Here is a 22596-nt window from a genome sequence, read left to right on the forward strand (position 1 = left end):
GCTCCCGTGGCTCTGCATGAAGGTTTCAAGAAGGTCGTTCAGGCAGGGATCAGTCCAGATCGTGAAATTTGCCCATTGGCACCTGCATGAGGATTGAGAGGCCCCCCACACCGACCTTGAGTGCGCCCGTGTAAGGTTTCCTAATGACTGACGCGACGACCCCCATCCACCCGGCCAGCCGCCCCGGTTCCTTCCTGCTGCGCGGCACCGCCGCCGGCAACACCCTGCGGCTGGTCGGCATGGACTCCACGGCCGTGGTCGAGGACGCCCGCGTCCGCCACGACCTCAGCAAGACTGCCACCGCCGCCCTGGGCCGCACCATGACCGCCGCCGCGCTGCTCGCCACCGTGCTCGGCAAACGCAGCGACAGCCGCGTCACCGTCCGCGTGGACGGCGGCGGCCCCGCCGGCCTGATCGTCGGGGAAGGCAGCGTGAACGGACAGGTCCGCGGCTACCTGGGCCACCCGCACGCCGACCTGCCGCTGCGCGACACCGACGGCAAACTGGACGTCAGCGGCCTGGTCGGCACCGACGGGGAACTCGCGGTCACGCGGCTGCTCGACAACGGGGAACCCTACACCGGCAGCATTCACCTCACCAGCGGCGAGATCGCCGAGGACGTCAGCACCTACCTGGGCGTGTCCGAACAGATCCCCAACGCCGTGCTGCTCGGCGTGTACGAGGAAGGCGAGCGGGTGCACCGCGCCGGCGGCCTGCTGATCCAGGCCATGCCCGGCGTGACCGACGAGACCCTCGCCCGCCTGGAAGCCAACGTGCGCGCCTTCGGGCAGATCACCGACCACCTGCGCCGCGGCACCCTGATGGAAGCCATGCACGCCATCACCGACGGCCTGGACCTCACGCTCGCCCCCAGCGCGCAGGAGGCCGCCTTCGCCTGCCGCTGCTCGCGCGACAAGGCGCTGGACAGCCTGAAGTTCTTCGACATGCACGAGCGCCAGGAGATGATCAACGCCGGCGGACAGGGCGTGCACTGCCACTGGTGCGGCGAGCACTACCACCTCTCCCCCGAGGAGATCGCCGCGCTGGACGACGAACAGCCCCGCGCCAACGCCTGAACCCACACCGTGCCTAGAGCGCGGCCTGCCAGGGGTGCCCCGGAACCACGCGGTCCAGGGCGCCTCTGAGCCATGCCCGGGCCACCGGGTCCAGCGTGGGCGCCACCCGCCGGAAGTCCGCCTCGTCCTTCGGGCGGGGGGGGCGCCCGGGCATCCCCGCCTTGAACAGCAGCGCCACCTCCGGCGCCAGGAACGGCCAGCCCCGCCCGTCCACGCGCCGCACCTCCGCCAGCGGCCGGGTGACCGCCGGGTCCCGCCGGTAATGCCAGGTGCCGCCGCTCAGGTCCGTGAACATCAGGTCCAGCATCAGCACGTCCGGCAGCGCCGGGTGGCGGGCATGCACCTGATGGTGCGGCGGAACGACCGGAGCGTCCCAGACGGCGTACTGCCCGTCCAGGACCGCGTCGGTACGCCAGCCCCGGGCATGCAGATTCGCCCGTACGGCGTCCTGCGCCTCGTAGGGCAGCACCACGTCCAGGTCGTCGTGCGGGCGGGTCACGCGCCCCAGGTGCAGGTCCATTGCCCCGCCCGCCGCGAACATCCACGGCGCCTCCAGGCCACGCAGGGCGTCCGCCACGAAGGCCAGGGGCGCCCAGCCGACCACCCCGGCGTGCCGCGCCGTGGCCGGCTCTTCCAGAGCCTGATCGGCGGCCTCGCGGCCGGCAGCGCGGTACACCTGCCGGTACTGCGCGGCTGCGGCCGCGTCGGCCCGCAGCAGGGCCCGCAGCGCCTGCTGCCGCGCCCGCCAGCCGCTGTCATGCGCGGGAAACACGAGCCGCCAGCCGCCCGGGTGCGCCCAGCCGTCCGGCCCAGGCACGTACCCGAGGGCGCGCAGCACCGCCTGAGCGGCCGGGTCCGGCGTTTCGGGCAGCAGGTCCACGTGCAGTTCCGGGACGTCCAGGTCCGCCAGGGCCGGCACGCTGCCCGGCCCGCCCGGCGCCACGTGGAACACGCCGTCCGCCCGGTGCCGGGCATGGAAGTCGCCCAGGTGCAGGCGCAGGTTGGCGGCAGCGGCAGTCAGGTCTGGGAGGGTAGGCATCCCCTCAGTTCAGCATGCGGGCCCGGAACGGCGCATCGGCCAGCTGACCTGCCGGCCGGCCCCCTCAGCCGTAGCGCTTCAGGAACTCGTCGCGGGGCAGCCACGCCATCTTCGGGGTGCCCTCGCTGGGCGTGCGGGTGGTGCCGTAGGCCATTCTCAGCAGCCGGAACCCCAGGCCGTACAGCCGCGCGCGGGCGGGCGGCAGGTCTAGCAGCTGAAAGCCGCTCTTCTCCAGCGGCCCGTGAAAGAGCGTCACCGCGAACACCGCCTGCGCGCCGTGCAGTTCGGGCCTTTCCTTCAGGGCGCGGGCCACGTCCTTCAGGCTGCGCTGGTAGGCGCGGTACGTGCCCAGCAGGTTGAACGAGGCGAGGCCCACCAGCCGCGCCGAATTCAGGTGCAGTTCCGCGGTGGGCGTGGCCCGCGGCAGCGGCAGCGGGTCCGGCGCGTGCTCCAGTGGCGCGACCTTCATCACCGCGTCGTACCGGCCCGACAGGTCGATCAGCGCCGAGCGCTCGGCGTAACGGTCCTCCACCACCCGCTGGTACAGGTGGCTCAGCAGGTCGCGGGGCGTCCCCGGCCGCAGTTCCGGCAGGGCCCGCACCGGCACCGCCCGGAACCCCAGGGCCTTCAGGTGGCCCAGCGTGGCCGCCAGCTCGGACGGCGGCACGCGCAGCACTTGGCCCGGCTCGGCCCGGCGGGCCGGGAGGGGCAGCGGGTGCAGGCCCAGCCCGGCGAGGCGCCGCACGTCCGCGGGGCCAAGCCCGGCCGCGTCCCAGGCCGTGACCGCCTGCCCCGCCGCCGCCTCCAGGCGGGTGACGTGCCTGGGCGTGCCCGCGCCGGCCAGTTCATGTCCGGCGCGGGTGGCGGCGCGCAGATCCGCGTCCAGGCTGGCCGGGACCAGCAGCGTGGCCTGCACGCCCGCGTCCCCCAGGGCCGCCAGGGCCGTGCTCCACTCGGCGCCCGACCCGACCGGCACGGTCAGGCCCAACTCCGGCCGGCCGGGGTGCCCGCCGTGCCACGCCCCGAACGCCCCGGCACGCAGCAGGGCGCGCAGCGCGGTGTCGGGAAGGTGGGCGGCCGGGCCGGGAGACGCAGGGGACGCGGGCATGCCCGCACTGTACCCGGGCCGGGCCGGGTTCCTGCTCCGCTCTCATGTCCGGCGTCGTATCCTCGCGTGAGCGATGCGCCGACCCCTGCCCCGACCCGCCCGTCCCGGAGTGCCCGCATGACCCTGCGGTCCCTGCGGATCGGGCTGTTCACCGACACGTACCTGCCCGACCACAACGGCATCGTGACCAGCGTGTCCCTGCTGAGCGACGAGCTGAAGGCCCAGGGGCATCAGGTCGAGGTGGTCGCGCCGGACTTCCCGGAGCACGTGGAAACCCGCGAGGACGTGCGGCGCGTGAGCAGCGTGCAGTACCTGTTCCTGCCCACCTACCGCCTCGCGTGGCCCAGCCGCCGGGACTTCGACTGCCGCTACGACCTGATCCACACGCACACGCCCCTCACGCTGGGCCTGGCCGGGATGCGGCTGGCCCGCAAGTGGCGCATTCCGCAGGTGGCGACGTACCACACGCACCTGGAGGCGTACGCGCACTACGTGCCGGGCCTGGCGAGCGTGCAGCAGAAGACCGGCATCGTGACCCGCGCCGCCTCCCTGATGTACGGCACGGCCGACACGGTCATCACCCCAACGGTCGGCATGATGGACGTCCTGAACGCCATGCAGGTCAAGCGCGCGGTGGTCATTCCCACCAGCGTGGACCCCCGCGTGCTGGAAAGCGCCCCGGACGTCCCCAGCCCCTGGCCGGCCGGGTGCCGGCGCCTGATCACGGTGGGCCGGCTGGCGCGCGAGAAACGCTTCGATCTGGTGCTGGACACCCTGCCGGCCCTGCCGGACGCGCACCTGTGCGTGCTGGGCGAGGGCCCGGAACGCGACGCGCTGGAAGCGCACGCCCGCGCGCTGGGCGTGGCGGACCGCGTGACCTTCCTGGGCGTGAAGCCCTGGCGGGAAATCGGCGGGTACTACCGGCACGCGGAGGTGTTCGTGTTCGCCAGCGTCACCGAGACGCAGGGCCTGGTGCTGCAGGAGGCGCAGCTGATGGGCCTGCCGGTCGTGGCGGTCGGGGCGCGCGGCACCCTGACCGGCGTGCACGACGGCGTGAGCGGGCACCTCGTCGCCCCGGGCGACGTGCCGGCCCTGGTGCGGCACACCCGCGCGCTGCTGGACGACCCTGTTCTCTACGCGCGCATGTCCGCCGAGGCGCGCCGCTTCGGCGGCACCACCACCCCGCAGGGCGTGGCGCAGCAGGTGCTGGAGGTCTACGCGCGGGCGCTGCGCATCCCGGTGTCGCAGATCAGCCGGAATCCCGGGCCGGGTCCGGACGGTCCCCCGCGGGACCGGGAGCCGGCTCCGGAACGCGGTCATCCCCGAAGTAGCCTCGCGTCCTTCCCGTGATGTTCCGGTACTGCTGCAGCAGGAACGGCACCAGGCCCTGATCCAGGCGCCGGCCGCTGGTCTCCACCAGCGCGCCCGGCACGTACGCCACGTCGCCCAGGCGCGCCAGGGCCTGCCCCAGGATGACGTCCTCGTACGCCTCCACGTCCAGCGGGTACCCGCCGGCCAGCTGCGCGGCGCGGCGCGAGTACGCCATGTTCGCGCCGCCCAGGTTCGGTTTGTCCAGCACCCGGCACACGTGCAGGAACGCGCTGTAACTGACCTCCGAGAGCTTCACCAGCGCTGGGGACACCCCGGAAAAGCGCATCGGGCCGTACAGGCCCACCCGGCCCGGCGCGGCGGCGTCCAGTCGCTCCAGCCACTCGGGCACGGGCGTGGAGTCCGCGTCGGTGGTCGCCACCCAGTCGGTGTGGGCGGCGTCCAGGCCCAGCTGCCGGGCGCGGGCCACGCCGCGGTCCGGGCAGGGCAGCACCTGGGCGCCCCAGGCGCGGGCGACGGCGGCGGTGTCGTCGCGGCTGCCGTTGTCCACCACGATCACCTGCGCCGGACCGCGGGTCTGCCGTTCCAGCGCGCGCAGGGTAGTGGGCAGGTACTTCGCCTCGTTGCGGGCGGGAATGACGACCGTGAACTCGGGCATGTCCGCCCAGCGTAGCAGGCGGGCCGCGAAGCAGATCAGCGCATGCCGGGGAGCGCAGCGTGTAGGTTGGGGGGCATGTCCGCCCCGCGTTCCCTTCACGACCGCGTTCCGCTGAAACCGGGCACGGCGCCGGCCATCCTGGCGGCGTTCATCACCCTGGGCTGCGCGGAATTCGTGCGCAGCGGCCTGTACTCCGGGTACCTGATTCCGTTCATCGACGCGAAGAACCACATGTTCCACCTGCCGGCGGCGGTGGGCGGCCTGGCCTGGACGACGCACCTGGTCGCCGACACCCTGATGCGCGGCCCGGCGGGGCTGCTGCTGCAGCGTCACGGGCCGCGCAAGGTGGTGATGGCCGGGGCGGTGCTGTGCCTGGCGGCGCTGAGTCTGCTGCTGGTGGCGAAGAGTGCATGGATGATCCTGCTGATCGCGGCGCTGCACGGCATCGGATTCTCGCCGTTCTGGCCGGCTGCGATGAATCTCACGGCGGACGCGGCGAAACCCGGGTACGAGGGCCGGGTGCTGACGGTCGTGAGCACGTCGGTGATGCCGCTGAGTGCGCTGGGGACCTTCACGTACGCCCTGGTGGCGAAAAACAGCGACACGGTGCCCCTACTGACCAGCGTCAGTCTAGGTGGGCTGGCGCTGGCACTGACCCTGCTCCTGCCGCTGCGCCGCCTGATCCAGACGACCGGCGGCACCGACCCTGTCCCCGGCCGGCCCCGGCTGCAGAAGGCCCTGATGCCGGCGCTGCTGCCCCTGCTGCCGGCCGCGCTGATGCAGACCCTCACGCAGTCCCTGGCGGGCGCGTACATCATCCGCGTGATGGGGGATTTCGGGCTGGAACTGTGGCAACTCGTCGCGGTGCTGGTGGTGGGCGGCGTGGTGGCGTTTGCCAGCATGCCCTTCACCGGCCGGATCGCCGACCGGGGCCGCGCGCAGCTGGCGCTGACGGTGGGGTTCCTGCTGGTGGGCCTGGGCATGCTGAGCTTCCTGCTGCACCCGCCGCTGGCCGCGCTGTTCCTGATCGCGCCGGTGGTGGGCCTGGGGTACGCGTTCCTCACGCCCGGCTGGGCGGCGCTGGTCGCGCAGATGCTGCCCGAGTCGCAGCGGCCGGCCGCGTGGGGCGTGATCATGACCGTGGAAAGCGCCGGGCAGGCCGGCGGGCCGGCGGTGGGCGCCGTGGCACTGCAGGCGGCCGGGGCGGGCGGCCCGTTCGGACTGGCGGGGGTGCTGGCGCTGCTCACGGCCGCGGGGTACCTGGTGTTCCGCCGGCACTTCCAGACGCCGCACCTGATCGCGGCCCGCACCTCCGGTGGGGTGGCGTCCGAGGCGGTACCGGGCCCCGGGGCGGGCCAGGCGGACTGAGATGCGCCTGCCCGCTCCGGTGCGCGTGGCCGCGCGGCTGATGGGGCCCTGGCTGCAGCGCGTGCCGTGGCGCCGGCTGCTGGTGCGGGCGGCGCAGGGAGCAGCCGGCCTGACGGTGGGCGGCGTCCTGGCGGGCGAGGTGCTGGGCCGCGGGGCCGGGTGGGGCGCGCTGGGTCCCGGGGACCGGGCGGGGAACCGGGTGGCGGTGACCTTCGACGACGGGCCGAGTGAGCGCACGCCGGAGCTGCTGGCGGTGCTGGCGCGGCACGGAGCGGGGGCGACCTTCTACGTGACCCGCCCGGCCGTTCAGGCGAACGCGGCGGCCTTTCAGCTGATCCGCGAGGCGGGGCATGGGCTGGAGGCGCACGGGCGCTGGCACCGGCACGCGCTGACGCTGTGGCCGTGGCGGGAGTGGGCGCAGGTGGCGTGGCACCCGCGGGCGCGGGAGGCGGGGCCGTGGCAGTACCGCCCGCCGTACGGGGGGCACAGTCCCTTCACGCGGCTGTTCGCTGCGCTGCTGGAGCGGCAGGTGGCGCTGTGGGACGTGGAGGGCCGCGACTGGACGGCCGGGGAGCCGGGCGCGCTGGCGCGGGCGGTGCTGGCGCAGGTGCAGCCGGGCAGCGTGATCCTGCTGCACGACGGGCCGGCGGTGACGCCCGCGCTGCTGGACGAACTGCTGGCCGGGCTGGCGGCGCGGGGCCTGCGGGCAGTGCGGGCGGACGAACTGCCCATGCGGCGCATCGGGCTGCGGGCGGGCCTGCGGCGGCTGCCGCGCAGTTACGGCCGCTGAGGCCCGGCGCGCGTTCCAGAAGCCCCGGGCCGGGCGGGGCATAATCCGGGCATGGCTGCGCCCCGTCCTGCTGTCGCGATCACGCTCGTCCTGCTGGGTCTGGGCCTGGGGGCCACGCTGCTGCGGGACCAGGTGCCGCTGGGCGGCGCGGGTGCGCCCCCGTCGGCCTCCGCGCCGGCCCGGGAGGCGGCGGCGCGGCTGCAGAACGAGCAGAACACCATGGACATCGTCAGCCGGTACGAGCCGGGGCTGGTGTTTATCAGCACGGCCAATCAGGTGGTGCGGGCCGACCCGATGGGCTGGATGTTCGGCGAGGGCCCCCAGACCGAGGTGCAGCAGGGCGTGGGCAGCGGCTTTTTCGTGAACGCGCAGGGCGACATCCTCACGAACTACCACGTGGTCGCCGCGGAGAACGGGGTGGGCGCGGCCGATTCGATCACGGTGCGCGTGATGGGACAGGCGCAGGCGGTGCCGGCGCGGGTGATCGGTCTGGCGCCGCAGTACGACCTGGCCCTGATCCGCCCGGTGAACCTGGACAAAAAGTGGATCCGGCCGATTCCGCTGGGCAACAGCGACGCGCTGAAGGTGGGGCAGAAGGCCGTGGCGATGGGCGCGCCGTTCGGGCTGGAATTCAGCGTCACCGAGGGCATCGTGAGCAGCACCGCGCGGCAGGTGCCGATGGGGTTCAGCGCGGGCGGGCAGGGCATCACGCAGAAGGCCATTCAGACCGACGCGGCGATCAATCCAGGCAACAGCGGGGGACCGCTGCTCGACAGCGGCGGGAACGTGATCGGCATCAACACGCAGATCTACTCCCCCAGCGGGCAGGCGGGCGCCGCGCAGAGCGCCGGGGTGGGCTTCGCCATTCCGATCAACGCGGCGAGAAACCTGCTGCCGCGGCTGCAGGCAGCGGGCGGCGGGCTGGTGCTGGCGCCCACGCTGGGCCTCGAGCCGGGCCTGGTGATCCGCACGCGCGGCGGGGACCTGCCGGCCGGCCTGAGCGTGCTGAGCAGCGCCGCCCTGGCGGACCTGGGCCTGCCGGACTCGGGGCTGCTGCTGGGCCGCGTGGAGCCGGGCAGCCCGGCAGCCGAGGCGGGCCTGAAGGGCGGGCGGGAGACGCGGGCCTTTCCGGGCGGGCGCATCACGCTGGGCGGGGACGTGATCGTCAGTGCCGACGGGCAGCCGGTGGATGCGCTGGAGGACGTGCAGGCCGTGCTGCTGGGCAAGCAGGAGGGGGACACGGTGACGCTGGGTATCCGGCGAGGCGGGCAGGGTGAGCCTCAGCAGGTCCGGGTGACGCTGAGCGCCCGCGCCTTCCAGTGACGGCCGCTGCCGTCTGGGCGGCGCTGGAGCCCGGGGACCGGGACTGGCTGCGTGCCCTGGCGGCGCACGCGGGGCCGGGCGCGCGGGTGGCGCTGGTGGGCGGCGCGGTGCGGGACGCGCTGCTGGGCGGCGCCCGCCCGGACCGCCAAACCCCGGGCGTGGACCTGGACGTCGTGCTGGACGGCGCGGACGTGGAGGCGGTGGCGCGGGCCACGGGCCTGCCGTTCACGTTCCACCCGGCCTTCCAGAACGCGACCGTGACGCTGCCGGACGGGCGCGGCGTGGATCTCGTGCGGGCCCGGCGGGAAACCTACCCGGTGCCGGGCCGCAACCCGGTGCCGGAGCCCGGCACGCTGGAGGACGACCTGCGGCGGCGGGACTTCACCCTGAACGCCCTGGCACTGACGGTCACGCCGGACGGGCCGGGAGCGCTGCTGGACGTGAGCGGCGGCCGGGCGGACCTGGAGGCGCGGGTCCTGAGGCCCCTGCACGGGCGGTCCCTGTTCGAAGACGCCAGCCGTCTGATCCGCGCGGCGCGCCTCGCGGCCCGGCTGACCCTGAGCGCCAGCCCGGAGTTGCTGGCGCAGGTGCCGGACGCGCTGGGCATGGCCGGCGCCACGCCGCGGCTGTGGGCGGAACTGAAGCTGCTGTTGCAGGAACCCCGCCCGGGCGGCGCCGCGGGGGTGCTGGAGGCCTGGGGGGCTGGGCTGCTGCCGGGCACGGCGCTGCTGGCCGCCCTGGACGCTCGGCGGGACGCAGGGGCCGAGGTGCCCTGGACCGCGTACGCGGCGGCGGCGCTCTCGGCCGGCCCGGACCCGGCGGCCCTCGCGGAGCGGCTGGGCCTGGGGGACCGCCCGGGCGCGCTCCTGGACCGCGCCCTCTCCGACTCGTTCCACCCGCCGGACAGCCCGGAAGTCCTCCTGCGGGCGCTGCTGCGCCCGGACGCGTACCCGCCGCTGACCGGCCGGGACGTCGTGGCGCGTGGCGTGCCGCCGGGCCCGCAGGTGGGGGAGGTGCTGGCGCACCTGGCGGCCCTGCGCCGCGGGGGCGGGCTGCGCAGCCGCGAGGACGAGCGCGCCGCCCTGGAGCGGTACTTACAGGAGCGCTGACGGGCGGCGGGTAGTATGGGCCGATGTTAGATCTCCTCAGCCGTGACCCGACCGCTTTCGTGATCACGGCCCTGGCACTGATCCTGTCCCTGACCGTGCACGAGTTCGCGCACGCGCTGACCGCCGACCGCCTGGGGGACCCCACGCCCCGCGCCTTCGGGCGGGTGACGCTGAACCCCGCCAAGCACCTGGATCCCTTCGGGGCGCTGCTGCTGCTGTTCGCGGGGTTCGGGTTCGCCAAGCCGGTGCCGGTGAGCGGCAGCCGCGTGGGCCGCTGGGGCATGGTGGGCGTGGCGGCGGCCGGGCCGCTCAGCAACGTGCTGATCGCGGCGCTGTGCGCCCTGATCATGAAGCTCCTGCCCATCGAGGCGCTGCTCGCCTTCGACGGGGCCGGCAACCCCCTGGCCCTGAAGACGCTGGGGACGGTGCTGTTCACGGTGCTCTCGATCAACATCGTGCTGGCCGTGTTCAACCTGATTCCGATTCCGTTGCTGGACGGCAGCCGCATCGTGGGCGGGCTGGTGCCCAGCCTGGGCCGCAGCCTGGCGCAGTTCGAGGCGCAGCCGTTCAGTTTCCTGCTGGTGATGGGCGTGATCCTGCTGGGCCGCGAGCCGATCGGCCGGCTGCTGGGCAGCGTGCAGGAGTGGGTGCTGCGCCTGATCTTCTGAAGCAGGGGGTCATCAGAACGGGCCGGGGGTCGCCTCCCGGCCCGTTCGCGTTCAAGAGAAAGGAACTCAGACGAGGTGGAACATCATGACCGCGTGGGCGGCGGTGCCGGCCAGCACGAACAGGTGCCAGATCTCGTGGAACCCGAAGCGGGGGTGGGGGTTCCAGCGTTTCGTGCCGTACACGACCGCCCCGGCGGTGTACAGCACGCCGCCGGCGGCGAGCCACATCAGCGCGGCCGTGGGCAGGGTGCGCGCCAGTTGCGGCAGGAACGCCACAGCCAGCCAGCCCATGCCCAGGTACAGGGCGGTGCTGACCCAGCGGGGCAGGCGCATGGTCAGGAGCTTGAGCAGGATGCCGCTCAGGGCGATGCCCCACACCAGGCCCAGCACCCCGGTGCGCCACGCGCCGCTCAGGCCGAAGTACGCGACCGGGGTGTAACTCCCGGCGATCAGCAGGAAGATGGCGGCGTGGTCGAGTTTGCGCAGCCACAGCAGGGCCCGGCCGGTCACGTGCAGGGAGTGGTAGGTGGCGCTGGCGGCGTACAGCAGCAGCATGCTCACGCCGAACACCGCGAACGGCCACAGCGGCAGGGTCCGGGCGTGCGCCCAGGCGAGCAGCGGGCCCAGCAGCAGCAGCGCGGCGAGCACCCCGGCCCAGTGGGTCAGGGCGTTCACGGGTTCGCGCAGGTGGGCGGTCATGCCTCAGGGTAAGGGGCGCGGGCGGCCGGAACTGGGAACTGGAACGCCATCAAACGGCGGGGAGAGGCGCGCGGCCTCTCCCCTGTTCATGCGGTGTGAATTACCGGCCGCCGTAGTTGGGCGCGGCCTTGGTGATGGTCACGCCGTGCGGGTGGCTTTCGATCAGGCTGGCGCCCGTGATGCGCACGAACTGTGCGTCGCGGCGCAGGGTGTCCAGGTCGGGCGCGCCGCAGTACCCCATGCTGCTTTTCAGGCCGCCCACGAACTGGTAGATGACCTCGCCGGCGGTGCCCTTGTAGGCCACGATGCCCTCGATGCCTTCGGGCACGAACTTGCGGCTGCCGCTCTGGAAGTAGCGGTCGGCGCTGCCCTGGTCCATGGCGCCCAGGGACCCCATGCCGCGGTAGCTCTTGTAGCGGCGGCCGTCGCGCAGGATGGTCTCGCCGGGCGCCTCGTCGGTGCCGGCCAGCATGCTGCCCATCATGACGACGCTGGCGCCCGCGGCGATGGCCTTGGGCACGTCGCCGGTCTGTTTGATGCCGCCGTCGGCGATGACGGGAATGCCGTGCTCCAGGGCCACGCTGCTGGCATTGAAGATGGCGGTGATCTGGGGGACGCCCACGCCGGTCACGACGCGGGTGGTGCAGATGCTGCCCGGGCCGATGCCGACCTTCACGGCGTCCGCGCCGGCCAGGATCAGGTCGCGGGTGCCGGCGGCGGTGGCGACGTTCCCGGCAATGACGTCCACGTCGAACTGCTCCTTCACGCGCGCCAGGGCGTTCAGGATGCCCTGGCTGTGGCCGTGCGCGCTGTCCAGCACGAGCACGTCCACGCCCGCCTGCACGAGCGCCCCGGCGCGGTCCATCAGGTCGGCGCTCACGCCGATGGCGGCCGCGACCCGCAGGCGGCCCAGGCTGTCCTTGGCGGCGTTGGGGTACTTCACGCGCTTGGTGAGGTCCTTGATGGTGATCAGGCCGCGCAGCAGGCCGCCCTCGTCCGTGACGAGCAGCTTCTCGATGCGGTTGCGTTTGAAGATCTCGTGCGCCTCGTCCAGGGTGGTGCCCACCGGCACGGTCACAAGGTGCTCGCGGGTCATGACCTCACCCACCGGGAGGTTGAGGTCGTCCACGAAGCGCATGTCGCGGTTGGTGATGATGCCCAGCAGCTTGCCGGAGGGGTCGGTGACAGGCACGCCGCTGATGCGGTACTCGGCCATCAGGCGGTCGGCGTCCCCGACGGTGGCGTGCGGGGGCAGGGTGATGGGGTCCACGATCATGCCGCTCTCGCTGCGTTTGACCTTGCGGACCATCTCGGCCTGCGCGTCGATGGGCATGTTCTTGTGGATCACGCCGATGCCGCCCTCGCGGGCCATGGCGACCGCCATGTTCGTCTCGGTGACGGTGTCCATCGCGGCGGACACGAAGGGGATGTTCAGGCGCACGCGGCGGGTGAGCTGCGCCTGCACGCTCACCTCGTGCGGCAGCACCTGGGAGTGCCGGGGCTGGAGCAGCACGTCGTCGAAGGTGATGCCCTCCTGGCCGAACTTGTAGGCGAAGCGGTCCGGGAGGCTGTCCGGGCCGCCGGTCGGGGCAGGGTGCGTGGGCGCAGTCATGCCCTTCATGGTACCGGGCGCCTCCGGGAGCGCGCCGTGATGTGCAGGGGAATGCCGCCGCATTCACGCATCCGGGACACCCGGGGGAAACAGGTGCGGGCCGCCCCAGACCCTGCGATCCGGGGCGGCCCGCACCTGTGCACCTTACAGGCGGTAGTTCAGGCCCACCCGGAAGGACGGCGCGAAGAGCACGGTCGGGCTCTCGGGGCTCCAGGCCGGCCCGAATCCGAACTCGTAGGCGGTGTTCAGCCGGTCCGTGAAGTGGTACTCCAGCCCCAGCAGGACGCCCGCGTTGAAGATCAGGGTGGTGTTCGTGCCCGTAAAGGCGGTCAGGCCCAGGCCAGCGCCCAGGTAGGGCACGTACGAACTCGTGCCGGCGGTCAGGCGGTACAGGTACGCGGCGTCGCCGGAGAGCAGGAAGCTGCTGGACTCGCCGCCCACCGAGCCCAGGGGCAGGCCGGCGCCGAACCGCAGGGCGCTCTGGGGGTCCAGGTCCTGCTGGTACTGCACGCCGATCAGCGGGGAGTACAGGCCGATGTAGCTGGCCGCGCCCGCGGAGGTGCCGGCGGCGAGGAGGGCGGTCAGGGCCGCGTTCCGAAGAAAGTTCATCATATCTTCACTCTAGGCTTCAGCCCGGGGGCATGCACGCCAGGTTGACCGGGGCGCCCCGGCCCCCGCCTTGCAGCGCGCCGGACCACATGCTAGATTTTGCCTCGCCTGATTTCAGGTGCACGACTGGCCTGTGGGGTCATAGCTCAGCTGGGAGAGCGCGTCGTTCGCAATGACGAGGTCAGGGGTTCGATCCCCCTTGACTCCACCAGAAAAAACACCCGCCTGATCGGCGGGTGTTCTTCTTGGTCCCTCAGTACGTGGTGCGCATCACTTCCAGCGAGACCGCCTTCCCGAAGTTCACGGGGAAGCTGCGGGTGCGGGCCAGCCGGGTCACGTTGACGGTCCCGGCGGCCGGGTCGGTCTTGACGGTCACGCCCGGCAGGCGCGCCAGCCCCGACAACGGCAGGTACGCCCGGCCGTCCAGCGTCACGGTGGACACCAGCACCGGGCTGCCCAGCACTGTCACGGTCGCCTGCCGGGGGCTCAGGACCTTCACGGCCATGTCCAGCGCCTGCGCCGTCTCGGCCAGCGGGAGATACACGGTGCGGCCCACCGCGCGGGCGCCGCCGCCGGCCAGCCGCGCCGCTTCCTCCGGCGTGCGGGTGGGGGTGGCGGGGGCCGTGGGGGTGGTCACGGGTGGCCGGACCGGGGTGGCCGGGGTGGTGGCGACGGGCCCGGTACCTCCCGGGGCCGTGCCGGCGGGCGGCGTGCCGGCCGGGGGCGTGGTGGCGGTGGGCGGCCGCACCGGCGTGGGGGTGGGTGCCGGCGTGCTGCCCGGGGCGGGTTTCAGGGCGGCGATGGCGGCGGTCGCGGCGGCGCGGCGGGCGGCCGTGCGGGCCTGCAGGTCGTTGGCGCTCAGGGCGCGACCCCAGCTGCTGGGCAGGGCGTGGAAGGTCGTCCAGGGCCCCACGGCCAGGGGACGCTGTTTCTGCAGGGCGTTCAGGGCGCCGCCCTCGGTGGTGAAGTACACCGTGCCGGCGTCGCTCACGGCGATGGCCGTGTCGATCTTCTTGCCGGTCTGGATGGTCCAGAGGCGCTGCCCGGCCTTGCCGATGGCGTGCACGGTGCCGCTCAGGTCCGGGATCAGGATGGTGCCGTCGCTGAGTTCGGCGGCGGCCCCGGCGATGGGCGCGCCCGCCGTGTACACCCATTCGTTCTCGCCGGTGGTGTTCACGGCGTACACCTTGCCGTCGTAACTGCCGACGACCACGAGGTCGGTGCTGGTCACGATGGGGCTGGCGTTCACGAAGAGGCCGGTGGGCACGGTCCATTTCAGGGTGCCATCGGGGTTCAGGGCGTGGATCTTGCGGTCGCTGGACCCGAAGTAGATGCCGCCTTCCCGGCCGATGGCGGGGCTGCTGAACACCAGGGAGCCGGCGGCGTACGCCCATTTCAGGGTGCCGTCGGGGGTGAGGGCGTGCATGCGGTTGTTCTGCGCGCCGAAGTAGATGGTGCCGTCGGCGGCCACGGCGGGGCTGCTGAACACGGGCGCGCCGACCTTGTACTGCCACAGGACCTTGCCGTCGGCGGATAGGGCGTAGACGCTGCCGCCGGCGGTGCCGACGATGAAGCTTCCGTCAAGGCGTAGCGCAGGGCTGGCGTAGATGTCGCCGTCGAGTTTGAGTTTCCACTGGAGCTTGCCGTTCGGGTCGAGCAGGTACACGTGGTCGTCGTAGGAGGCGGCCAGCACGCTGCCCTGCGGCGTGACGACCGGGTTGGCGCGGCCGATGTCCCCGGCGGCGTAGGTCCATTTTTCCTTGCCCTGGGCGTCGGTGCGGCGGATGCGGCTGTCGGAGCCCAGGTAGATGAGATCGCCGTTGTCGGCGATGGTGACACCGGACATGACCTTGAGTTCGCGGGTCCAGTCGATCTTGGGGGCGATGAACTGCGCCGGGGCCGCCGAGGCCGCTGGCGCCGCGGTCTGCGCGGCCGCCGGCGTGACGGCCGCGAGAGAAGTAAGCAGAAGGGTCCAACGTGGTAAATGGGTGAGTTTTTTCATTTGTTTATGAACTCCTTTAAGCTCTCTTTACGGGTGTAATCACGCGTCACGGTAACGCCTAAGATGCGTTTCGTTATGAAGAAGATTCTCATGCTGACCGCGTTCGCGCTGACGGGCCTGGCCGCTGCGCAGGACACCACCACGACCACCACCACGACCACCGTGACCACCGCGGAGCCCGTGAACGTCCCGGCGACCATGAGCGCCAGCGACAACTACGCCAAGGCGCAGGAGTACGCGGTGCAGGCGGACGTGGCCTACCCCGTGGCGTTCTACGACCGCACGCTGTGGAAGGCCTCCGTGGACCACGCCTACTACGCGTCCACCCAGGAAGCCGCCAACCGCGACTACGCCGCCTACCTGGCGCAGCTGTACACCAAGACCCAGTGGTGGATCAACGCGTACAACGCCTGGAGCCGCCTGGGCGACCTGAACGACCAGGAGAAGCAGTGGGCCGCGCTCAGCGCCGCCAAGCTGGCCTACATCGCGCTGCAGCGCGGTGACAAGGCCATGGCCAAGACCTACGTGGACAAGGGCATGAGCTGGGCCAACACCGCCAGCCTGCAGGCCATCGCCGCCCGCCTCTGATCTTCCCCGTTCCCGAACCCCGGCCCGCGAGGCCGGGGTTTTTGGTTTTTCATGAGTTCATGAAGGTACCCGGCCCTGGTCAGGGCAGGAACGCCCGCCTGCGGGCCAAGTGCTCTACCCTCCGGGCATGTCCCCACTCACGCTGATCCTGGCCCGCACCCTCACCCTGAACCCCGAACAGCCGGACGTGCAGGCCGTGCTCGTCGGCGGGGGGCGGGTGCTGGCCTGCGGCACGCGCGAGGACCTGCAGGCCCTGGCGCCCCGGGCGGAGGTGCTGGACCACCGCGACCTGCTGCTCACGCCCGGGCTGGCCGACGCGCATATTCACCTCGTGATGTACGGCGCCTCGCTGGGTCAGGTGGACCTTCAGGGCGTGACGGGCGCGCTGGAAGTGCTGCGCCGCGTAGCCGACCGCGCCGCCCGCACCCCGGCCGGCGAGTGGATCGAGGGCGGCGGGTTCCTGACCAGTGAACTGGGCCTGGGCCGCTACCCCACCGCCGCCGACCTGGACTCCGTGAGCCCGCACCACCCGGTGATCCTGCATTCCCGCGATCACCACCTGCTGTGGGCGAACAGCCTGGCGCTGCGGCTGGCGGGCATCACCGAGGCCACGCCGCAGCCCGAAGGCGGGCAGATCGTGCACCCGCTGGGCACGCTGCTGGAGGCCAGCGCCATCGAGCAGGTCACGCGCGTGATGCCGGCGCGCACGCCCGCGCAGTGGCTGGACGCCGCCCGCGCCGGCAGCGCCGACCTGCACGCCCGCGGGTACGTGAGCGCGCACACCATGGCCTTCGAGGAACCCGGCGCGCCCTGGGCGCTGCAGACGCTGGCCGACCGGGGAGAACTGCCGCTGCGGGTGTGGGCCTGCCTGCCGCACGACGCGCTGGACCACGCCCGCTCGCTGGGGCTGGGGCCCGGGGCGGGGGGCATGTTCGCGTGGGGCGGCGTGAAGTTCTTCGCGGACGGCGCCCTGGGGAGCCGCACGGCGTGGCTGCACGACCCGGGCTTCGCGGACGGCAGCGGCACCGGCATCGCCATCGACACGCCCGAGGTGATCCGCGAGCGGGGGCGGCAGGCGCTGGAACTGGGCCTGATCCCGGTCACGCACGCCATCGGGGACCGCGCGAACACCGAGGTCCTGAACGCCTACGACGACCTGCGGGCCCTGGCCCGGCAGCGCGGCAAGCGCCTGCGCGTCGAGCATGCCCAGCACCTGCGCGCTGCGGATCTGCCGCGCTTCGACGGCCTGACCGCCAGCGTGCAGCCCATCCACCTGATCGGTGACGCGCCCATGATCCGGGACCTGCTGCCGCACCTGGAGGCCGGCAGTTACGCCTTCCGGAGCCTCCAGGCGGCCGGGGCAGTGCTGGCCTTCGGGTCGGACGCCCCGGTCGCCCCGCCCATTCCCCAGGCGAACTTCCGCGCGGCCATCACCCGCCTCGGGCAGGACGGGCAGCCGCTCGCCCCGGACGAGGCCCTGACGCCCGAGGAGGTGCTGTGGGCCCACACGAGAGGCCCCGCCATCGCGGCCGGGTGGGAGGATGAGGGCTGGATCCGGCCCGGGGCGCGGGCGGCGTTCACGCTGTGGGACGAACTGGGCGGTCAGGCGCAGGCGCTGGTGCCCTGACCCGGCCCTTAAGCGGACAGCGGGGGCCGGGTGCCGGTGTCCAGCAGGGCATGCAGCCCGGCCAGGTAGTCGCCGAGCGTCTCGCCGCGGTCCACCCAGCGCGCGAACGACCCCAGCAGCACGCCGCCCGGCACGGCCGAGCGTTCGCTGCGCCGGCCCCACACGGTGACGGGCAGGCCCCGCGTGAGGGGATGGCCGCGCAGCTGGGCGAGGAAGGTCACGGTGTCCATGTCCGGCAGCTGCGGCGTGCTGACCACCAGGTGCGGGCCCCGCGCGCCGTCCAGGTGCGCCAGGGCCTCCTCACCGCTCTCGCAGATGAGGGCGGGACCGCTCGCCGCCCGGCCCAGGGCCTTGCCCAGCAGCTGACGCTGCAGGGGGTCCGGCTCGACCAGCAGCAGCGTCACCGGCCGGGCCGGCTGCAGGGGGCGGACGGGAACGGAAGTCATGCCCGCATGCTCCGCCGCCCGGCTTCACGGCAGATGCCAGCCGGCTAAACCCGGCGTGAAAAATCAAAGGTGGGTCAAGGGCCGCCCAAGCCGCCCTGAAGGCCAGGGGGAAGGGCGTGCCCCGGACCCGCGCTCAGTATCCGCGGTGGGTGACGGTGGCGCCCTGCGTTTCCAGCCAGTCGGTGACGGCGCCCACCGCGGCCTTCACGCCGGGCGTGATGATCGGGCCGCCGAACCGCGCGAGGCGCACCAGGGTGCTGCCGTCCTCGCGGTTGGTGATGCCGACCAGCACCTCCTGCGTGAGTTCGCCCTCCACGACGTGCGCCAGCGCCACCCAACCGTCCCGGCGGAGGCTGCCGTACAGGTCGAGCAGAATGACCGTCCAGTCCGGGCCGCGGCCGGGCTCGCTGCGCTTGGTGAACTTGCTGAACTCGCTGGGGTCGAAACGGTCGGGCAGGGTCAGGATGGCGTGCGGCACGGCGTGGTCGTCCTCCGGGTAGGGGTGGGTGGTCCCGTGCGGAACGGGGGGGTGGGTGGTGGGCGTGAAGCGGGCGTGGTTCACGCCCAGGCCCAGGTCGCGCCACTTCAGCGCGTACTTCGTTTCCAGCGCGGCGGGCGGCGGGGGCGCGCCGGTGTCCACCGTCATGACGCCGCTCGCGCGGGCTTCCTCGCAGGCGAACGCGAAGTACTCGTCGTGGTCGGTGGTGAGCAGCACCGCCCCGCCCGGGTTCAGGCGGCTGGCGGCCAGCTGGAAGAACGGAGCGCGCAGCAGGCGGTGGTCGGTGTGCCCGGCCTTCGGCCAGGGGTCGGGGAAGTTCACGACGATCAGGTCCAGGCCCGCGTGCGGAATCACCTCGCGCACCAGCACATCGGCGGGCAGCTTGGTCAGGACGGCGTTCGTGAGCCCGGCGTCCTTCAGGCGGCGGTGGGCTTTGAGCAGCGACGTGCCGCTGATCTCCACGCCCAGGTAGTTGGGCGCCTGCGGCAGGGCGCGGGCGTAATGCGGCCAGAAGCGGCCGTCACCGAAGCCCACCTCCAGCACCCAGGGGCGCTCCGGCGTGTCCGGGTACAGGCGGGCGGCCGCGTCCGGGAACTGGAAGTCGCCCAGCCGGAAGATCCGCGCGCCGCTCACGCCGTGCCCCCGCCGGCGGGAAGTTGCGCGGCCAGCCGGGCGGCGTCGGTGAGCACACCCGCGTAGGTGTGCTCGCCGGGCGTGCACTGCCCCACCGCCCACACCCGGTCGAAGCGGCGCAGGCGGAAGCCGTCCAGTTCCGCCGGGGCGGGCGTCAGGAACCGCACGTCGTACGGCGGCGCGCCCTCCACCCCCCGCGCGTGCCCCTCGCGGCCGGTGAGGTACACGCCGCTGGCGGCCAGGTCGTCGGCCAGGAAGTCGTACGCGACCTCGCTCAGGCGCCCGGCGTCCTCCATGGTGTCCCCGATCAAGAGCCGGCCCTTCAGGAACGCGCCCACCGCCAGCACTGCCTGACGCGCGTGCAGCGCCGGGCCTTCCCAGGTCGAGAGCGTCACACGGTCCTCCGCCTCATCAAGCGCGGTGACGGTGCTCTGCAGCAGGTGAATGCCGACCGTCGCCTCGATCTCCGCTTTCAGCAGGCGGTGAAAGGTCCAGCCGTCCGTGTCGGGGGCCATCTGCGCGGCCACCTGCGCGAACACGCTGCCGTCCGGAAAGCCCGCGTCCCGGATGGTCGGCTGGTACAGGTTGCCCAGGTGGTCCAGGGCCTGCGAGACCAGCAGCACGTCCTGCCCGGCGCGGGCCAGCCGCCAGGCAAGTTCCGTGCCGGCCAGCCCGGCGCCGATCACGGCCACGTCGTACAGGTGCCCCGGTTGCGGCTGGCTGCGGGGGGTGGAGGGTCCAAACATCACCGGGGAGTCTACTTCCCCGGCGCCCCGGCGGTCAGACCGGGGGCAGCTCCGCGAGTTCCGCGCGCAGCTGCGCGGCGACCGCCAGGGCGCGGGCCTTCACGCCCTGCCCGTGCAGCGCGCCCAGCAGCGCCGACTTCGCCTCACGGTACGTGCGGGCCAGGTCCAGCTCGTCCTGCGCCTCGAACAGCCGCGCCAGCCGGCACTTGGCGGCCGCCTCCAGGCCCGGGTGGCGGATGGTCTGCGCCAGCCGCTCGCTGCGGCTGAGTTCCCGGTAGGCGTCCGTGAATTCCCCAGCGTGCAGGTGCACCTCGCCCAGCAGGCCGCGCAGCTGCGCGGTGCTCTCGTTGTCCTGGGCGGCCTGCGCGGCCCGCAGGCCCGCCTTCGCCGACTCGCGGGCGGGTTCCACCTCCCCGGCGTCCAGGTGCAGCAGGCCCTCGAGCAGCCGCAGGTTCGCGATGGGGCGCTTCAGGTCGTACTCCTCGGCGAGGCCCAGGCTCTCGGGCATCAGGGCGGCCGCCTCGGCGGCGCGGCCGAGGTGCCGCAGCGCGTCGATCATGCCGCGCCGGCCCTCCAGCAGGTAGTGCACGGTACCGGCCGGACCGGTGATGTCGGTGCTCAGCCGGCACAGGTGCAGCGCCTGCGCGTGGTCATCCAGGTCGCCGTACACGGCGGCCATGTTCACCAGCGCACGCGCCAGACTGACCGGCTCCTCCAGGTCCCGCGCGAGGCGGGCGCTGGCCGCGTAATGCTCCAGGGCGGTATCCGGGCGGCCCAAGCGGAAGGCGGCCAGCCCCAGGGCGTTCCAGCAGCGGCATTCCAGGCTGCGCAGCCCGGCCCCCTGCGCGAGCGTCAGGGCCTCCCGGGCGTACTCGGCCAGCACGCGGTTCTCACCCTGGAAGTACGCGCAGCCGCCCAGCAGGCACAGCGCGTACGCCTCGCTGGCCGGGTCGCCCTCCTGCTGGGCCGCGTGCCGCAGTTGCAAGAGCCGGACCCGGGCCGCGTCCGGATCGCTGAGCACCACCAGTTCCAGCGCGCGAATCTGCGTCTCCAGGGAGAGCGTCACGCTGGGCGGGGGAATCTTTGCGACGGCCATACCCCGCAGGGTAGCCGCCCGGCTCTCACCCGACCCTGACAGCCGGCCGGGGGGGCGGCGCACGGGCGCTCAGTCCAGCAGCCGCTGCAGGAACACCAGGTCCAGCCAGCGGTCAAATTTCCGCCCGACCTGCTTCAGGTGCGCCACCCGCTCGAACCCCAGGCGTTCATGAAAGGCGATGCTGGCCGCGTTGTCGGCGTCCACCCCGCCGATCATCACGTGCAGGCCGTCCGCGCCCGCCTGCGCGATCAGCGCCTCCATGAGCCGCCGGCCGGTGCCCGCGCCGCGGTGCCCTTCCCGCACGTACACGCTGTGCTCCACCGTCCGCGCGTACCCGGCCTTCTCCCGGTAGGGGCCGTACGTGGCCCAGCCGGTCACCTCGCCGCCCTCCACGGCCACCAGCACCGGCCAGCCCCCCGCCTGCTTGTGCGCGAACCACGCCTCGCGGGACGCCAGGGTGACCGGCTCCAGGTCGTAACTGGCCGTCGTGTGCACCACCGCGTGGTTGTAGATCTCCAGGATCGCGGACAGGTCCGCATGAACGGCGGGGCGCAGGTTGAGCATGAGGCAGTTCAGCGCGCCGCGCCGCTCCGCGTTCCGCCCCGGGTTAGGCAGCCCGGGCGTAGGCTGGGCGGATGGCGCTGAACGGAGGCTACTCATACCGCCTGCCCTTCCCGCCCTCGGCGCAGGGCACCTCCCTGCTGGACTTCCTGACCGCCGAGTTCCGGCACTCCACCCGGCAGGTCTGGGAAGAACGGCTCGCGCGCGGCGAGGTGGAGGTCGCGGGCCGCCCCGCCACCGGCGCGGAGCAGCCCCGGCCGGGCACCATGGTCGTCTGGCACCGCCCCCCCTGGGACGAACCGGACGTGCCCCTGGACTACACGCTGCTGTACGAGGACGCCGACCTGCTGGCCGTGACGAAACCCTCCGGCCTGCCCACCCTGCCCGGCGGAGGCTTCCTGGCGCACACGCTGCTCACCCGCGTCCGCGCGGACCTGGACCCCGCCGCGTCCCCACTGCACCGCCTGGGCCGCGGCACCAGCGGCGCCGTGCTGTTCGCCCGCACCACCCACGCCGCCGCCACCCTCAGCGCCGACTGGCGCGCCGGCCGCGTGGACAAGGTGTACCGCGCCCTGGCCACCGGGCACTTCCCCGACGCCGGCGCACCCACCGACCTGCGCACCCCCATCGGCCCGGTGCCCCACCCCCGCCTGGGCCGCGTGCACGCCGCCACCCCCACCGGGAAAGCCGCACACTCCCGCGCCCGCGTGCTGGAAACCCGCGCGGACAGCACCCTGCTCGACGTCGAGATCCTCACCGGCCGCCCCCACCAGATCCGCATTCACCTCGCCGCGGCCGGCCACCCCCTCGTCGGCGACCCGCTGTACGGCCCGGACGGCACGCCCCTGGCGGACCTGCCCGGCCTGCCCGGCGACCTGGGCTACCTGCTGCACGCCCACACCCTGCACTTCCACCACCCCGTCACCGGCGCGGCCGTGCAGGTGGTGTCTCCCCCACCCCCGGCCCTGCGCCCGGCAGCCTCTTAGCTGGCCTTTGGATGAGCGTCGTTC

General features: G+C 73.1%; 22 protein-coding genes and 1 tRNA gene. 11 read left to right on the top strand and 12 right to left on the bottom strand.

Annotated features, from left to right (window positions below):
• The first annotated feature begins 143 nt into the window (after positions 1-143).
• Positions 144-1076, top strand: a complete 933-nt coding sequence (locus tag DFI_RS11070; RefSeq protein ID WP_027463142.1) for an Hsp33 family molecular chaperone HslO — start codon at positions 144-146, stop codon at positions 1074-1076.
• A 13-nt stretch (positions 1077-1089) separates the two neighbouring features.
• Here DFI_RS11070 and DFI_RS11075 read toward each other — a convergent pair whose 3' ends face one another.
• A complete protein-coding gene (locus tag DFI_RS11075; RefSeq protein ID WP_043778220.1) occupies positions 1090-2115 on the bottom strand; it encodes a nucleotidyltransferase domain-containing protein in 1026 nt (341 codons plus the stop codon).
• A 64-nt stretch (positions 2116-2179) separates the two neighbouring features.
• Positions 2180-3223: a YkoP family protein gene (locus DFI_RS11080; protein ID WP_051307832.1), complete on the bottom strand. Its 1044-nt coding sequence runs from the start codon at positions 3221-3223 to the stop codon at positions 2180-2182.
• Between the two features lie 123 nt (positions 3224-3346).
• Here DFI_RS11080 and DFI_RS11085 point away from each other — a divergent pair, with 123 nt between their 5' ends.
• A complete protein-coding gene (locus DFI_RS11085) occupies positions 3347-4573 on the top strand; it encodes a glycosyltransferase (RefSeq protein ID WP_081425860.1) in 1227 nt (408 codons plus the stop codon).
• Here DFI_RS11085 and DFI_RS11090 read toward each other — a convergent pair.
• Positions 4473-5210, bottom strand: a complete 738-nt coding sequence (locus tag DFI_RS11090) for a glycosyltransferase family 2 protein (RefSeq protein ID WP_051307836.1) — start codon at positions 5208-5210, stop codon at positions 4473-4475. The genes DFI_RS11085 and DFI_RS11090 overlap by 101 nt on opposite strands.
• A gap of 75 nt (positions 5211-5285) precedes the next feature.
• Between DFI_RS11090 and DFI_RS11095 the strand changes: the two genes are divergently transcribed.
• Genes DFI_RS11095 through DFI_RS11115 form a run of 5 tightly spaced genes read left to right on the top strand, consistent with a single transcriptional unit; the run spans position 5286 to position 10468 of the window.
• Positions 5286-6578, top strand: coding sequence for an MFS transporter (locus DFI_RS11095; RefSeq protein ID WP_043778223.1), 1293 nt, complete (start codon positions 5286-5288; stop codon positions 6576-6578).
• A gap of 1 nt (position 6579) precedes the next feature.
• Positions 6580-7368 (top strand): polysaccharide deacetylase family protein, encoded by a 789-nt coding sequence (locus tag DFI_RS11100; RefSeq protein WP_244940267.1) that lies wholly within the window; start codon positions 6580-6582, stop codon positions 7366-7368.
• Between the two features lie 51 nt (positions 7369-7419).
• Positions 7420-8691, top strand: coding sequence for a S1C family serine protease (locus tag DFI_RS11105; protein ID WP_043778227.1), 1272 nt, complete (start codon positions 7420-7422; stop codon positions 8689-8691).
• Positions 8688-9800 (top strand): tRNA nucleotidyltransferase/poly(A) polymerase family protein, encoded by a 1113-nt coding sequence (locus DFI_RS11110; RefSeq protein ID WP_027463148.1) that lies wholly within the window; start codon positions 8688-8690, stop codon positions 9798-9800. Before DFI_RS11105 ends, DFI_RS11110 begins: the two co-directional genes overlap by 4 nt.
• Before the next feature lie 23 nt (positions 9801-9823).
• Positions 9824-10468 (top strand): site-2 protease family protein, encoded by a 645-nt coding sequence (locus tag DFI_RS11115; RefSeq protein ID WP_022801242.1) that lies wholly within the window; start codon positions 9824-9826, stop codon positions 10466-10468.
• Positions 10469-10534: 66 nt separating this feature from the next.
• On the opposite strand, the gene trhA is transcribed toward DFI_RS11115, so the two are convergent.
• From trhA to DFI_RS11130, 3 genes are all read right to left on the bottom strand, one after another.
• On the bottom strand, positions 10535-11167 hold the full coding sequence (gene trhA / locus DFI_RS11120) for a PAQR family membrane homeostasis protein TrhA (RefSeq protein ID WP_027463149.1): 633 nt from the start codon (positions 11165-11167) through the stop codon (positions 10535-10537).
• A 100-nt stretch (positions 11168-11267) separates the two neighbouring features.
• A complete protein-coding gene (gene guaB / locus DFI_RS11125; RefSeq protein ID WP_022801240.1) occupies positions 11268-12779 on the bottom strand; it encodes an IMP dehydrogenase in 1512 nt (503 codons plus the stop codon).
• A gap of 144 nt (positions 12780-12923) precedes the next feature.
• Positions 12924-13391 carry a hypothetical protein gene (locus tag DFI_RS11130; RefSeq protein WP_027463150.1) on the bottom strand — a complete coding sequence of 156 codons (468 nt, stop codon included), beginning with the start codon at positions 13389-13391 and terminating at the stop codon, positions 12924-12926.
• Positions 13392-13523: 132 nt separating this feature from the next.
• Between DFI_RS11130 and DFI_RS11135 the strand changes: the two genes are divergently transcribed.
• A tRNA-Ala gene (locus tag DFI_RS11135) sits at positions 13524-13599 on the top strand.
• A gap of 42 nt (positions 13600-13641) precedes the next feature.
• Here DFI_RS11135 and DFI_RS11140 read toward each other — a convergent pair.
• Positions 13642-15390, bottom strand: a complete 1749-nt coding sequence (locus DFI_RS11140; RefSeq protein ID WP_051307838.1) for an outer membrane protein assembly factor BamB family protein — start codon at positions 15388-15390, stop codon at positions 13642-13644.
• Positions 15391-15465: 75 nt separating this feature from the next.
• Here DFI_RS11140 and DFI_RS11145 point away from each other — a divergent pair, with 75 nt between their 5' ends.
• Together DFI_RS11145 and DFI_RS11150 are read left to right on the top strand one after the other, a co-directional pair.
• The gene (locus DFI_RS11145) at positions 15466-15978 is read left to right on the top strand and encodes a hypothetical protein (protein WP_022801237.1); all 513 of its coding nucleotides are present in this window, start codon (positions 15466-15468) and stop codon (positions 15976-15978) included.
• Between the two features lie 127 nt (positions 15979-16105).
• Complete coding sequence (locus DFI_RS11150; protein WP_027463153.1) at positions 16106-17605, top strand: amidohydrolase; 1500 nt, start codon at positions 16106-16108, stop codon at positions 17603-17605.
• Positions 17606-17613: 8 nt separating this feature from the next.
• Here the strand turns inward: DFI_RS11150 and DFI_RS11155 are convergent, their stop codons facing one another.
• The 5 genes from DFI_RS11155 to DFI_RS11175 form a co-directional block, all read right to left on the bottom strand.
• A complete protein-coding gene (locus DFI_RS11155; protein ID WP_027463154.1) occupies positions 17614-18051 on the bottom strand; it encodes a response regulator in 438 nt (145 codons plus the stop codon).
• Between the two features lie 133 nt (positions 18052-18184).
• Complete coding sequence (gene trmB, locus DFI_RS11160; RefSeq protein ID WP_027463155.1) at positions 18185-19183, bottom strand: tRNA (guanine(46)-N(7))-methyltransferase TrmB; 999 nt, start codon at positions 19181-19183, stop codon at positions 18185-18187.
• Entirely contained in the window at positions 19180-19929 is a 750-nt protein-coding gene (locus tag DFI_RS11165) for an FAD-dependent oxidoreductase (RefSeq protein WP_027463156.1), read from the bottom strand. Before DFI_RS11165 ends, trmB begins: the two co-directional genes overlap by 4 nt.
• A 34-nt stretch (positions 19930-19963) precedes the next feature.
• On the bottom strand, positions 19964-21025 hold the full coding sequence (locus tag DFI_RS11170) for a tetratricopeptide repeat protein (RefSeq protein ID WP_027463157.1): 1062 nt from the start codon (positions 21023-21025) through the stop codon (positions 19964-19966).
• Between the two features lie 69 nt (positions 21026-21094).
• On the bottom strand, positions 21095-21589 hold the full coding sequence (locus tag DFI_RS11175; RefSeq protein ID WP_043778231.1) for a GNAT family N-acetyltransferase: 495 nt from the start codon (positions 21587-21589) through the stop codon (positions 21095-21097).
• A gap of 71 nt (positions 21590-21660) precedes the next feature.
• On the opposite strand from DFI_RS11175, the gene DFI_RS11180 reads away from it, so the two are divergent.
• Positions 21661-22572 carry an RluA family pseudouridine synthase gene (locus DFI_RS11180; RefSeq protein WP_027463159.1) on the top strand — a complete coding sequence of 304 codons (912 nt, stop codon included), beginning with the start codon at positions 21661-21663 and terminating at the stop codon, positions 22570-22572.
• Positions 22573-22596: the final 24 nt, after the last annotated feature.

It is taken from the genome of Deinococcus ficus (assembly GCF_003444775.1).
Taxonomy (GTDB): domain Bacteria; phylum Deinococcota; class Deinococci; order Deinococcales; family Deinococcaceae; genus Deinococcus; species Deinococcus ficus.

Coding starts and splice junctions, on each gene's coding strand:
- DFI_RS11080 (WP_051307832.1), bottom strand. CDS start 3,223: ATGCCCGCGTCCCCTGCGTCTCCCGGCCCGGCCGCCCACCTTCCCGAC.
- DFI_RS11165 (WP_027463156.1), bottom strand. CDS start 19,929: ATGTTTGGACCCTCCACCCCCCGCAGCCAGCCGCAACCGGGGCACCTG.
- guaB (WP_022801240.1), bottom strand. CDS start 12,779: ATGACTGCGCCCACGCACCCTGCCCCGACCGGCGGCCCGGACAGCCTC.
- DFI_RS11070 (WP_027463142.1), top strand. CDS start 144: ATGACTGACGCGACGACCCCCATCCACCCGGCCAGCCGCCCCGGTTCC.
- DFI_RS11170 (WP_027463157.1), bottom strand. CDS start 21,025: ATGGCCGTCGCAAAGATTCCCCCGCCCAGCGTGACGCTCTCCCTGGAG.
- DFI_RS11150 (WP_027463153.1), top strand. CDS start 16,106: ATGTCCCCACTCACGCTGATCCTGGCCCGCACCCTCACCCTGAACCCC.
- DFI_RS11155 (WP_027463154.1), bottom strand. CDS start 18,051: ATGACTTCCGTTCCCGTCCGCCCCCTGCAGCCGGCCCGGCCGGTGACG.
- DFI_RS11095 (WP_043778223.1), top strand. CDS start 5,286: ATGTCCGCCCCGCGTTCCCTTCACGACCGCGTTCCGCTGAAACCGGGC.
- DFI_RS11105 (WP_043778227.1), top strand. CDS start 7,420: ATGGCTGCGCCCCGTCCTGCTGTCGCGATCACGCTCGTCCTGCTGGGT.
- DFI_RS11115 (WP_022801242.1), top strand. CDS start 9,824: ATGTTAGATCTCCTCAGCCGTGACCCGACCGCTTTCGTGATCACGGCC.
- DFI_RS11180 (WP_027463159.1), top strand. CDS start 21,661: ATGGCGCTGAACGGAGGCTACTCATACCGCCTGCCCTTCCCGCCCTCG.
- trhA (WP_027463149.1), bottom strand. CDS start 11,167: ATGACCGCCCACCTGCGCGAACCCGTGAACGCCCTGACCCACTGGGCC.
- DFI_RS11130 (WP_027463150.1), bottom strand. CDS start 13,391: ATGATGAACTTTCTTCGGAACGCGGCCCTGACCGCCCTCCTCGCCGCC.
- DFI_RS11175 (WP_043778231.1), bottom strand. CDS start 21,589: ATGCTCAACCTGCGCCCCGCCGTTCATGCGGACCTGTCCGCGATCCTG.
- DFI_RS11145 (WP_022801237.1), top strand. CDS start 15,466: ATGAAGAAGATTCTCATGCTGACCGCGTTCGCGCTGACGGGCCTGGCC.
- DFI_RS11090 (WP_051307836.1), bottom strand. CDS start 5,210: ATGCCCGAGTTCACGGTCGTCATTCCCGCCCGCAACGAGGCGAAGTAC.
- DFI_RS11140 (WP_051307838.1), bottom strand. CDS start 15,390: ATGAAAAAACTCACCCATTTACCACGTTGGACCCTTCTGCTTACTTCT.
- DFI_RS11100 (WP_244940267.1), top strand. CDS start 6,580: ATGCGCCTGCCCGCTCCGGTGCGCGTGGCCGCGCGGCTGATGGGGCCC.
- DFI_RS11075 (WP_043778220.1), bottom strand. CDS start 2,115: ATGCCTACCCTCCCAGACCTGACTGCCGCTGCCGCCAACCTGCGCCTG.